The organism is Phormidium tenue FACHB-1050 (assembly GCF_014696925.1).
Classification (GTDB): Bacteria; Cyanobacteriota; Cyanobacteriia; order Pseudanabaenales; family Pseudanabaenaceae; genus Pseudanabaena.
Genome location: NZ_JACJQY010000016.1, coordinates 56,012 through 67,944, shown reverse-complemented (window position 1 = coordinate 67,944; position 11,933 = coordinate 56,012). Strand labels below are relative to the sequence as shown.

Sequence of the window (11,933 nt, the reverse complement as noted above, 5' to 3'; positions counted from 1 at the left end):
CCATTGGAGTTTTTTGCTGGTTATCTCTTTTAACCTAAACTTGTTTAACAAGGATTTGAGCCTAATATTTGAACTTGATAAATGAGAAGACTTTACTTTTTGCTACCAGGAACTACAAATAAATTTGCTTGCGGCGGATTATGGGCTGAGCTAAAAACCTTGGAATTAGTTAAAAAAGTTTGTCCTGCGGAAGTAGTCACCTATCGTCAACGGGAAAAGGGACATTTATGGCTAGATGATTTGCTGAAGGGAGACGATACATTTCGAGCTTTGGATGATGTGATTTTTGTGATGAGTTGGGGGTTTGATGTTGCCAAGCTAGCCCCTAAACTAAAACGTTTGAATGCGATTTACCATGCCCATAGTGCAGAATATGGATTTAATTTACCTGCTAGTGTGCCAATTATTACCGTCAGTCGTAATACGCTCGGATATTGGGGACAGCGATCGCCGCATTCATTAATTTATTATTTACCAAATGAAATCTCCAACAAATTTCAAGATCAGCATCGCGATCGCGATATTGATGTACTGGTACAAGCACGAAAATCTTCTAGTTATTTGATGAACCAATTAATTCCTGCTTTGCAAAAGCAATGTCGTGTGGAAGTAGTTGATCGCTATGTTGAAGATTTAGAAGGATTATTTAATCGCGCCAAGGTTTATCTATACGATTCCGCAGAATATTGGGCAGTTCAAGGTGTTACTGAAGGATTTGGACTGCAACCGATGGAGGCTCTAGCCTGTGGCTGCCAAGTCTTTTCTAGCGTCAATCATGGCTTATCAGATTATTTAGATCCTGCTTTTAACTGTTACAAGATTGCAGGATATTCACAAGAGTTTGATATGCAACGGATTCTCAAAGTAATTCAGACCAATCAAAAGTTATCTTTGTCACCAACATTATTAGAAGAGCATCGTCCTGAAAATATCACTATGCGGTTACAGGTGATTTTGACGGAGCTAAATGAGTTTTTTGATCACAAGCAGTTATATCAAAGCAATATTCCCGACTTACATTATTGGCAAGTGCTGAAACTGCGATCGCAAAGAATATGGACAAAGATACTAAAACGTTTGAATCCATAAAACATAGGGTTGCATTGCAACCCTATGTTTTATGAAACTAGTCCTGTCATCGGGGAACTGGCACTAGCATATGCTTTGACTGGAATTCGTCCTGATAAATAAGCGGCGCGTCCTGCCTCAGTTGCCATTCCCATCGCTCGACCCATCGCCACAGGATTATTCGCACAGGCGATCGCCGTATTCACTAGTAAAGCAGTTGCGCCCATTTCCATTGCGGCGGCTGCTTCACTAGGAACACCGATACCTGCATCGACAACTACAGGCACTTTCGATTCTTCGATAATAATCCTGATATTTGCAGCATTGTTAATGCCTTGTCCTGAGCCAATGGGCGAACCGAGGGGCATCACGGTAACGCAACCAATTTCTTCGAGGGTTTTAGCAAGCCTTGGATCAGCATTGATGTAGGGCAAAACTGCAAAACCTTCTTTGACGAGTTGTTCGGCGGCTTTACAAGTGCCAAGCGGATCGGGCAGCAAATATTTGAGATCGGGGATTACTTCCAGCTTCACAAAATTATTATCTTCTTGACCCAAAATCTTTGCCATCTCGCGCCCCAATCTTGCCACGCGCACTGCTTCATCGGCAGTTTGACAGCCCGCTGTGTTGGGCAACAGCCAATATTTGCTCCAGTCGATCGCTTCGGCTAGCCCTTCATGTCCTGCCGCGTTAGTTTGCACCCGACGCACCGCCACGGTGACGATCTCGCAACCACTGGCGGCGATCGCCTGACGCATCACCTCGAAACTAGTATATTTCCCTGAGCCAGTCATCAAACGCGATCGGAACTTACGCCCTGCTATTTCGAGATAATCATCTGATGACTCATCAGCATCAGATATTTGGCTATTTGTCGTGAAAATTGGGTTAAAGGAAGGTGAAGAGGCGATCATATCAAGGAATTAACGAAAAATATAAGGTTTAGATCCCCCTCAAACCCCCTTAAAAAGGGGAAAGAATTTCTTCTCCACCCTTTTTATACCAAGTTAAGAAATGGCTACGCCATTTCTTAACTTAAAAACCTTACTTAAAAACCTTTACTGGATTTGGTTTTTAATTCACAAAAGTGTTGTCACACTTTCGTGAATTGGTATTAAGGGGGTCTGGGGGGGATCAATTTCAAGGATATACATTAGTTTGCGGTTTGAAGGCGCAATTTTTTATTAAGATACTTAGGATACTTAAGTGTCTTCTGTGATATTTCAAATTTTCCATAGTATTCAATAGCAAGTAGCAATTTAGTTTCATGGCTAACCTCAAATCCATCCGCGATCGCATTGGCACTGTTAAGAATACTCGCAAGATAACTGAAGCAATGCGTCTTGTCGCAGCCGCAAAGGTCAGACGCGCTCAGATGCAAGTTCTTGCCACTCGTCCTTTTGCCGATCGCCTCGCTCAAGTCCTATATCGTCTCCAGCAGCGCATCTCCTTCGAGGATGTTAGTCTGCCTTTGCTTGAAAAACGTCCTGTCAAAACCGTTGGTCTTCTGGTAATTTCAGGCGATCGCGGTCTTTGTGGTGGCTATAACTCAACCATTATTCGCCGCGCTGAAGCCCGTGCTAAAGAACTAAAAGAACAAGGTATTAATTACACCTTTATCTTGGTCGGACGTAAGGCGGCGCAATACTTTGCCCGTCGTGAGCAACCGATCGCTGCTAAGTTCGTTAGCTTAAATCAAATTCCTAATGCTGCCGAAGCCAATGCGATCGGTGATGAAATTACCTCAGCATTTTTAGGTGGAGTAATTGATCGCGTTGAGCTGATCTATACTCGCTTTGTGTCTTTGATTAGTTCTCGTCCTGTAGTCCAAACTCTCTTGCCTTTAGAGCCTCAAGGACTAGAGCCTCAAGATGATGAAATCTTCCGCCTGATTACTCGTGGTGGTAAGTTCCAAGTCGAGCGCGAAAAGCGGGAAATCACTGTTAAGGAATTGCCTAAAGAGTTACTTTTTGAGCAAAATCCCGAACAAATTCTCGATGCTTTATTGCCTCTCTACCTCAGCAACCAAATTCTTCGCGCCTTGCAAGAGTCCGTAGCTAGCGAACTCGCTGCACGGATGACCGCAATGAATAACGCTAGTGAAAATGCTGGAGACTTGATCAAGGCGCTAACCTTGCAGTACAACAAGGCTCGTCAAGCTGCGATTACTCAAGAAATTCTGGAAGTTGTTGGTGGCGCAGCCGCTTTAACTTAAACAAAAATAGCGGCGCGATGCGCCGCTATTTTTTTAGAAAAGAATAATCAAAACTTTTGCTATCAGGTTAATCGATATGGCTTATAGCGACTTCAACCTATCCCGCGTTCGAGAGACTTTTGGGCTAGTTATCGAAGAGCCAAAAAGTCTCTTTCCTAATATTTTGCCAACTACAGCTAGCAATTATCTAATCACCACACTGGATGAAAACCTTGCACTAGCTACCGCGATCAATACTGAAAAAGCACGATCAGAAATGGTGATTGCACCTGTGCTGTTAGAGATACGTCGTCAACTCAACTATGAAATTGGATTTTTCTCTGGTACAGAATTTAACATCGATCCAACACAGGGCTTAACTGGTTACTGTGACTATATTCTCAGTGCCATTAAGGATTCCTATGAAGTGCGATCGCCTGTCTTGATGTTGGTTGAAGCTAAAAATGAAAATATTAAATCTGGCTTAGGGCAATGTGCAGCAGAGATGATCGCAGCCCAAATAGTCAATAAGAAAGCGGGTTTAGCGGATCAATCTATCTATGGCTGTGTAACTACAGGGACAGATTGGAAATTTATGCAATTATGCGATCGCACTCTCAAAATCGATCAGCGCGATTATTTCATCAATGAAGTATCAACAATTCTGAGTATTCTCTTACTACCATTTAAATAAAAAGAAGACGGGCTTTGCCCGTCTTCTTTTTATTTATGGGCTAGCCCGATCGCCTGTTGAATATTCTCTAAGCCATTGACTTCTAACTTAGCAACCAAACCTTGCAAGATCTGCTTAACAATCATTGGACCTTCATAGATTAAGCCCGTATAAACCTGCACGATCGTCGCTCCAGCTGTAATTTTTTGCCAAGCATCCTCTGCTGTGAAAACCCCGCCCACGCCGATGATTGGAAGATTACCCTGTGTAGTTTGCCAGATCAGGTTAATTACTTCCAGAGAGCGATCGCGCACAGGCTGACCACTGATACCGCCAGCTTCTTCGGTGACAGGTTTACCAGTCATTGCTAGATGCGTAGTTGTTAAATTCTGTCGTGAAATCGTCGTGTTCGTAGCGATAATCCCTGCTACACCGTAGGCTTGACTTGCCTTAACCACTTCCACAATATCGGCATCATTCAAGTCTGGGGCAATTTTTACTAAAATCGGCTTGTTCTGTATATTAATCGGATTTAGCTCCGCAAGAATTCCACATAGCTGATCGGTCGCTTGCAAATCCCGTAAATTCGGCGTATTGGGTGAACTAACATTGACTACAAAATAATCACCAAACTCGTAAAGCGATCGCAAGCTTTCGGCATAGTCTAATTTCGCTTCAGCGATCTCCGTAATTTTAGACTTGCCCAGATTAATACCAAGGGGAATACTCAGCTTATGAGCTTGCAAATAATTTTTGAGATCTAATGCTGTTGCTGCTGCACCGCGATTATTAAAACCCATGCGATTCAAAACAGCGCGATCGCTAGGTAAGCGAAACAAACGTGGTTGGGGATTGCCAGACTGAGCATGGGCGGTAATTGTCCCTACTTCTGCAAAGCCAAAGCCCAGATGTTCCCATGCGCCGATCGCTTCTGCATTTTTATCAAAACCTGCTGCCAACCCAACGGGATTCTCAAATTTTAGATTCCATAAAGTTTGTGACAGTCGCGAATCGCTATAGTAAAAGGTGGACTTGGCGATCGCTTGTAGTATGGATGACTCACTAATCCGCCGACAAGTGGCGATCGCTAAATGATGAGCAGCTTCAGGATCGAGGGAGAATAACAGGGGACGCACCCCATATTGATAGGCAGCACTTAACATAGGTTTAGTTAATTAGCTTTTCTTGCGAAGCAAGAAAAGCGGCAATAAGGAATTAAGGAGTACATTTCCCAATGATATGGCAACTACTGACAGCACCCCTCGATGGACTAGTCTGGATTGCAGAACAAATCGAAGAAAGGGCGACTACTGAATTAGAAAAAACCGAAAACCTGCAAAAACGGCTCACTACTTTACAACTAAAATTTGATCTTGGTGATATTAGTGAAGAAGATTTCATGGCTCAAGAACAAGAGATTTTAGAAGCGATGGAAGCAGAAATCAATGAACAAGAGGAATAAACCAGAGCGCGTTGCCCTCTGGTTTATTCTTGACAGAAACGGTACAAACTAATGGAAGTCAGTGAACTAATCAATAGCTACCACGCAGGTCGCCGCAACTTTGCAGGAGTCAATCTCAGTAAAACGGATATGAATGGAATTGACCTAAGTCATGCCGATCTCAGTGGTGCAAATCTGAGTGAATCAAGTCTCTATGGTGCAAACTTAAGCCACTCAAAACTAAATGGTGCAGATTTTAATGGTGCAAAGCTATATCGCGCTAACCTTGTCAGTGCTAATTTCAGTGGCGCTGATTTAGGAGAGGCGGATCTTAGTGAAGCCAATCTTAGTGATGCCAAGCTCTATGGGGTGAATTTGTATGGGGCTATTTTGAACAAAGCCAAATTACCCCGTGCAAAACTAAATGGCGCAAATATGGGTAAAGCCAAGCTAAATCGTGCTGATCTTAGTGAGGCTATTCTCAGGGATGCGCGGTTATTTGGGGCTGGGCTAAATGAGGCGATGTTGCAACGTGCTGATCTGAGTAGGGCTAGTCTCAATGGTGCAAATCTAAATAAAGCCATGCTATGTGAGGTAGATCTAACTTTTGCGAGTCTGTACGGTGCAAGTTTATGTGATGCCGATCTGAGCGAAGCCGATCTCACCAGTGCCAATCTCCAAGGTTCTGATCTATCTCGCGTAAATTTTTATAAGGCTAACTTAAGTAAAGCAAAAATGGCAGACGCTGTCACTGAGGGGATGTTGACCCAAGAGGCAAATTTAACAGGTATCATCTGGTCATAAAATTTTATAGCTGTCGTCAAACCAAACCCAAAAAAGCGAGTGGCGGCGCGGAGCGCCGCCACTCGCTTTTTTGGGTATTGTAGCTATCAAGGTGACGCGGAGCGTCACCTTGATAATTATTTATTGCCGTAGGCTTGCCATGCCAAATTGACTAGTGAATTAAATATCGCGGCGGCAGCGATCGCATTGCCTTTACGACCATCAACACGAATATGGGGAATTAATGAGTCATTTAAACGTGACTTGATCACATCGGTGTCAATAAACCCCGCAGGAGTACCAATTACCAGAGCAGGCTTAACATCCTCCATCTCGATCAAATCTACCAAAGTTGCCAATGCTGTTTGCGACTCACCGATCACAAAAATGGCTTCAGGATAGCGTTTTGCCAAAGTTTCAATTCCCCAAGCTGCTTGGGTTTTACCTTTTTGGGGACGGGTAATCGCTTCAAAACCACAATAAATAGGATTGGCAAAAGTACCACAGATTTTAGGAAAGATCGCCGCTTGTACCGTTGGGACATCTACGATAATTGTGGTGCGAGTAGCGAGGGCTGTGGCTCCAGCCTGTAGGGAATTTTCAGAAAAACTGACGAGATTTTTATACTCAAAATCTGCGGTTGCATAAATTACTTGGCGCACAATTTCATATTCAGATGGTGAAAGTGAGTGTTCACCAATCTCGTTGTCGATTATTGCTAAGCTTTGTGCGTCCGTAATATGCCATTCCATAAAATTATGCGATTACCGTAGTTTAGTCATATAGCATTCAGCTATGACCGTACCATATTTTAGAGAACGTCGCGATTTTTACCCCCAATAGCGAGAGGCAGCGCGAAGCGCCGCCTCTCGCTATTGGGGGTAAAAATACAAAGCGGCTTAGCCGCTTTGTATTTTGGGATTATTCTGGGACATAAACATTTTGCCTGACGCAATTGCGACCTTCGGCTTTAGCGACATACAAGGCGCGATCAGCCGATTTGAGTAAATGCATCACTTCAAAATCTTGAGCTGGGAAAAGTGTCGCCACACCACAGCTAATCGTCACATGATTAGCAACTTTCGAGTAATCGTGCGGCAATTGCAGCGATCGCACAATTTCCGTAGCCCGAATCGCCACATTCATCCCCCCTTCGGCATCGGTGTTTGGCAAAATAATCGCAAATTCTTCCCCCCCATACCGAGCCACCAAATCCGCAGGACGATTGGTTGACTTACTGATTGCTTGGGCTACTTGCTGCAAGCAATGATCCCCCTCTTGATGTCCATAGTTATCGTTGTAGTTTTTAAAAAAGTCGATATCGCATAACACCAAGGAAATTGGAACTTGTTCTCGATGCGATCGCTTACATTCTTGTTCTAGATATTCATCTAAGCAACGACGATTAGCCACTTGCGTTAAGCCATCGATGGAAACCAATCTTCTTAGCTCTTGCACCACAACAGCTAACTGTTGATTGGCAGCTTCAAGCTGCTGGCGGAGATTGGCTTGCTCCAGTAAACGGCGCACCCTTTGCCGTAGTACCGCCCAATGAATGGGCTTAGTAACATAGTCTGAAGCCCCCACCGCATAAGCTCGATCTACAGATTCGCGATCTTCCAGCGCCGTAATAATTAAAACAGGCGTATGATCACCATGAGGCAGTTTTTGCAACCGTGAACAACATTCAAAGCCATCTAACACAGGCATCATAGCATCCAGTAAAATGATATCTGGCTGATATTCTTGATAAAGCTTTAACGCTTCCATCCCGTTAGCAGCCTCAACCACACGATAATTTTCCCGCTCCAAATAGCGCACCAAAATTTTTCGCATAAACAAATCATCATCCACTATTAAAATCTGAGCAGTCTTGGATGATGATTTTTCTTGAATATTGATATCTGGGCTTACTTCTTGGTTAGGATGCTGCTTATGGCGATCGCTAATATCATCGATTGTCATTACATGGTTAGACGGTAAAATTGACGTTAACAGACATGCGTCTACCTGAAGAGTGTAAGTGGTTTAGCATAGTTAAAACCCAAAGCCAGAGATTGTTCCGCCTGCATGGTGGGCGGAACAATCTTCTGGTTTTCTAGTTTACTTATGCCTAGCTACTTAGTGATATTTTTCATGCTCTAACTCAGATTTAACATTTGCATATTCATCAGTAATTTTATTGATTTTGATATCTAAGTCCTCATATTTTTGATTGCGTAGATTTGTTTCCAATTCGCGGCATAGAGTTGAGAGATCTTCTGCACCAATTACACTACTGCTGGATTTCAAGGTGTGAACAGTTCGCACCATCACCTCAAAATTTTTCTGTGCAAAGCTAGTATATAACTCTTGGAGGAGTGATTGCGTATTATCTAGATAACTGTCAATCAGTTCAATCAAAAATTCTGGATCTTCGCCGCCAATATCACTCGCGACTTCATGAAGAGTAGAAATATTAATTGAAGATAATGGACTAGATTTATTTGGTATCACAGACGGACATTCTCGCAAAACCCGCACAAGTTCAGCGTTAATGATGGGTTTGCTGAGATAGTCGTCCATACCTGCGGCTAGACAAATCTCGCGATCGCCTTGCATAGCATTAGCCGTCATCGCCACAATCCTCGGCTTGGAGATGATTTTACCGCTTTGCAAATTCTGCTCGATCAGTCGAGTCGCCTCAAGTCCATCCATCTCAGGCATTTGCATATCCATAAACACTAAGTCATAGGGCTGCTGTGAAAGCGCCGATAGTACCTCAAATCCATTAGCGGCCACATCAGCCCGATAGCCCATTCGTTGCAAAATATGGATGGCTACTTTTTGGTTAACCACATTGTCCTCGGCTAGCAAAATTCGCAATGGATGGTTTCTTGCCATGAGTGGATCAAAGGCAAAACTTTTCTTTGGTGAGACTAGGGAAATTTGAGCTGTATTTGACTGATTAGCTAGGTTTTGAGCAATATTTTGACTGATGGTTTGACTAATTACCTGAGGCGATCGCGCCGTGGGTGAGATCAGTTGTGAATCATTAATATTGATTGGTTCAGGTTGTTCCCAAATGTTAACGGGAGCCGTAATCGTAAAGTAAAAAGTAGAACCTTTTTGCTCACCGCTTTCCACCCACATCGTGCCACCCATCAGTTCGCTCAGACGTTTACTGATCGCCAGCCCTAGCCCAGTTCCTCCATATTGTCTAGTGGTGGAGGCATCTACTTGGCTAAAGGGCTGAAATAGTCGATATAAGCGATCGCTAGGGATACCAATGCCTGTATCCTTCACTGCAAATTGTAAAGTTCGCAACAACTGAGATTCTTCATGATGATCGCTAAGTTCACAACGCAAATAATGCGAAACAAGCATTTGGGTAACCGAAATATTGACAGAGCCTCGACTCGTAAATTTGATCGCATTGCCAATTAAATTCGCCAAAATTTGTCGTAATCGTGTCATATCACCGATCACAATCAAATCCACATCGGGATGAATCAAATAACCAAGTTCAATACCTTTTTCTAATGCCTTAGCTGAGAGCAACTCGATCGTATCTTCCAAACAAGTTCGCAAATCAAAGGTTTGTTCTTCTAGTTCTAAATGTCCTGATTCAATTTTGGAAAAATCTAAAATGTCATTGATGATCGTCAACAAGGTATTACCCGCATTACGAGCAATCTCCACAAATTCCCGTTGCTCTCTAGTCAAATTTGTGTCTAGTAATACTCCTGTCATCCCAATTACGGCATTCATGGGCGTACGGATCTCGTGGCTCATGGTTGCTAAGAAATCACTCTTAGATCGATTAGCTGCTTCCGCGATCACTCGCGCTTCTTCTAACTCATTATTTTGTTTGATTAGTTGTTCCCTTTGACGGGTTTCTTGGATTAGTAAATTTGCTTGCGAGAGAGCAATACTAACTTGATTTGCTACCGATTCAAACAACTCTTTTTCTTCAATTGTCCATTCATGAAAGCTATTACAGTGGTGTAATAAAATAATCCCATTGGTTAATCCATGGGATGAAGTACGGATCGCTAAAAGCGATCGCAATTGCATTCGATAGAACAGTTCGCCAAATTCATCTAAGTCTTGCTCGGTATAAACATTAGTAATGGCGATCGCTTGATCTTGACTAGAAATTCTTTTTCCGAAATCACTATCTAACAGCGGCAATTCAATATCTTTTACTGAAAAGACTCTTTCAGCTAATTGTTCTGACATTAGAGAAATTTGAGATTGTAATGCTGAATCTTGGTTTTGATAATCCAGCTTATAAATCAGACAACGACTAGCATGAAAAGCCAACTGAATCTGATGAGCCGCCGTTTGAAAAATGCTTTTTATATCCAGACTTTGGCGAATTTCATCAGTTATGCGGTTAAGTAATACCGTAAGACGCATTTGCCTTTTTAAATCTTTCTCAGCCTCTTTTCTCGCTGTGATATCTGTTTGGATACCAATAAAGTGAGTTACTCTACCAATATCATCAAATATTGGCGAAATATTTAACTCATTCCAAAATAAAGAGCCATCTTTGCGATAGTTTCTGATGACAACACTGCAAGATTCTCCTTTCAAAGTTGCATTTCTGAGAATATCTTTTTCAGGTTGAAATACATCGCTTCCTTGCAAAAAACGACAATTTTTACCCATCACTTCGCTAGCTTCGTAACCAGTTATTTTCTCAAATGCAGAATTTATGTAGACAATCGGATTATTGGGGCGACGAAAGTCAGTAATGACGATACCATTGTGGCTAGAAGCGATCGCCCGTTCTTGGAGACGCAGCGTTTCTTCAAATTTTTTGCGATCGGAAATATCAAAGCGAATTGCTAGATATTGCATCGGCTTACCACAATCATCTAGTAGGGGGATGATCGTACTGTCAGTCCAATAAAATGAGCCGTCTTTAGCCCTATTGCGAACTTCGCCACGCCAAACCTTACCGCTGGAGATGGTATCCCACAGGTTGGCAAAAAATTCTGGTGAATGATACTCGGAATTAATAAATCGATGGTTTTTTCCTATTAATTCATTTTGGCTATAGCCAGAAATTTCACAAAATTTACTATTGGCATAGGTGATCGCTCCATTTAAATCAGTAACAGCAACAATCGCGGCTTGGTCAAGAGCAAATTTTTGAAATTCTAACTCGTGTAAAGTAGTTTGTAACTTAGACTCGGCAAACTTTCGGCTTGACAAATCGGTAGCAATACCTAAAAAGCCTGAAATCTGATTGTCGTCATTTCGCAGTGCTGAAATGGAAAGCATTACAGGAAATCGCGATCCATCTTTACGGATATATGTCCATTCGATTTCTTCGATTTGCCCTAATTTCGCCTTGGCAACAAATACCTCAAAGCCTACAGGGATGGGTTTTCCTAACTCCTCTGTTAAGGCGATCGCCCGCTGTTGAACCTCAGACAAATCATGAAAGCGCTCAGGAGAGCAAATGCCAATTATTTCTGATGCTGCATAGCCTAGCCAACGCTCAGCCGTGGTATTGAAAGCACAAATTGTTCCATCAATGGTTGTCGCAATAATTGAGTAGTTGGCACTATCTAAAATTGCTTGGTGCAATTTCAATGTTTCTTGGACTGTACTTTTTGCTGTTTTTGTCATCCCCTTATTTAAAGAATTTCTGTGTCTTTCTGGGTAAGCTGGCAAATCTCCATTAGTAGGTTTAGGCATAATTTAAAGAAGACCCAGATACGAAATTAATCTAATAATAGACAAGAAAATAATATAAATTTGTCGAGTGATATTCCCAAAAA

The 11,933-nt window shown here is 42.4% G+C and carries 10 protein-coding genes; 5 read left to right on the top strand and 5 right to left on the bottom strand.

What is annotated here, in order from left to right; translation table 11 throughout:
- Nucleotides 1–81: 81 nt before the first annotated feature.
- Nucleotides 82–1,089, top strand: a complete 1,008-nt coding sequence (locus tag H6G05_RS11760) for a glycosyltransferase (protein ID WP_190578361.1) — start codon at nucleotides 82–84, stop codon at nucleotides 1,087–1,089.
- A 29-nt stretch (nucleotides 1,090–1,118) separates the two neighbouring features.
- On the opposite strand, the gene H6G05_RS11755 is transcribed toward H6G05_RS11760, so the two are convergent.
- A complete protein-coding gene (locus tag H6G05_RS11755) occupies nucleotides 1,119–1,982 on the bottom strand; it encodes a thiazole synthase (protein WP_190578360.1) in 864 nt (287 codons plus the stop codon).
- Between the two features lie 353 nt (nucleotides 1,983–2,335).
- On the opposite strand from H6G05_RS11755, the gene H6G05_RS11750 reads away from it, so the two are divergent.
- Complete coding sequence (locus H6G05_RS11750) at nucleotides 2,336–3,283, top strand: F0F1 ATP synthase subunit gamma (protein WP_190578359.1); 948 nt, start codon at nucleotides 2,336–2,338, stop codon at nucleotides 3,281–3,283.
- A gap of 76 nt (nucleotides 3,284–3,359) precedes the next feature.
- Entirely contained in the window at nucleotides 3,360–3,956 is a 597-nt protein-coding gene (locus H6G05_RS11745) for a hypothetical protein (RefSeq protein WP_190578358.1), read from the top strand.
- A gap of 29 nt (nucleotides 3,957–3,985) precedes the next feature.
- Here the strand turns inward: H6G05_RS11745 and H6G05_RS11740 are convergent, their stop codons facing one another.
- Nucleotides 3,986–5,098: a quinone-dependent dihydroorotate dehydrogenase gene (locus H6G05_RS11740; RefSeq protein WP_190578357.1), complete on the bottom strand. Its 1,113-nt coding sequence runs from the start codon at nucleotides 5,096–5,098 to the stop codon at nucleotides 3,986–3,988.
- A gap of 71 nt (nucleotides 5,099–5,169) precedes the next feature.
- Here H6G05_RS11740 and H6G05_RS11735 point away from each other — a divergent pair, with 71 nt between their 5' ends.
- Both H6G05_RS11735 and H6G05_RS11730 read left to right on the top strand, forming a co-directional pair.
- Entirely contained in the window at nucleotides 5,170–5,397 is a 228-nt protein-coding gene (locus tag H6G05_RS11735; protein ID WP_094533384.1) for a gas vesicle protein GvpG, read from the top strand.
- Between the two features lie 51 nt (nucleotides 5,398–5,448).
- Entirely contained in the window at nucleotides 5,449–6,180 is a 732-nt protein-coding gene (locus H6G05_RS11730; protein ID WP_190578356.1) for a pentapeptide repeat-containing protein, read from the top strand.
- 116 nt (nucleotides 6,181–6,296) lie between these two features.
- Here H6G05_RS11730 and H6G05_RS11725 read toward each other — a convergent pair whose 3' ends face one another.
- From H6G05_RS11725 to H6G05_RS11715, 3 genes are all read right to left on the bottom strand, one after another.
- Entirely contained in the window at nucleotides 6,297–6,911 is a 615-nt protein-coding gene (locus tag H6G05_RS11725; protein ID WP_190578355.1) for a precorrin-8X methylmutase, read from the bottom strand.
- A 169-nt stretch (nucleotides 6,912–7,080) separates the two neighbouring features.
- Nucleotides 7,081–8,124: a response regulator gene (locus tag H6G05_RS11720; protein ID WP_190578354.1), complete on the bottom strand. Its 1,044-nt coding sequence runs from the start codon at nucleotides 8,122–8,124 to the stop codon at nucleotides 7,081–7,083.
- A gap of 156 nt (nucleotides 8,125–8,280) precedes the next feature.
- Entirely contained in the window at nucleotides 8,281–11,781 is a 3,501-nt protein-coding gene (locus H6G05_RS11715; RefSeq protein ID WP_190578353.1) for a PAS domain S-box protein, read from the bottom strand.
- Nucleotides 11,782–11,933 lie beyond the last annotated feature (152 nt).

Coding starts and splice junctions, on each gene's coding strand:
- H6G05_RS11760 (WP_190578361.1), top strand. CDS start 82: ATGAGAAGACTTTACTTTTTGCTACCAGGAACTACAAATAAATTTGCT.
- H6G05_RS11755 (WP_190578360.1), bottom strand. CDS start 1,982: ATGATCGCCTCTTCACCTTCCTTTAACCCAATTTTCACGACAAATAGC.
- H6G05_RS11750 (WP_190578359.1), top strand. CDS start 2,336: ATGGCTAACCTCAAATCCATCCGCGATCGCATTGGCACTGTTAAGAAT.
- H6G05_RS11745 (WP_190578358.1), top strand. CDS start 3,360: ATGGCTTATAGCGACTTCAACCTATCCCGCGTTCGAGAGACTTTTGGG.
- H6G05_RS11740 (WP_190578357.1), bottom strand. CDS start 5,098: ATGTTAAGTGCTGCCTATCAATATGGGGTGCGTCCCCTGTTATTCTCC.
- H6G05_RS11735 (WP_094533384.1), top strand. CDS start 5,170: ATGATATGGCAACTACTGACAGCACCCCTCGATGGACTAGTCTGGATT.
- H6G05_RS11730 (WP_190578356.1), top strand. CDS start 5,449: ATGGAAGTCAGTGAACTAATCAATAGCTACCACGCAGGTCGCCGCAAC.
- H6G05_RS11725 (WP_190578355.1), bottom strand. CDS start 6,911: ATGGAATGGCATATTACGGACGCACAAAGCTTAGCAATAATCGACAAC.
- H6G05_RS11720 (WP_190578354.1), bottom strand. CDS start 8,124: ATGACAATCGATGATATTAGCGATCGCCATAAGCAGCATCCTAACCAA.
- H6G05_RS11715 (WP_190578353.1), bottom strand. CDS start 11,781: ATGACAAAAACAGCAAAAAGTACAGTCCAAGAAACATTGAAATTGCAC.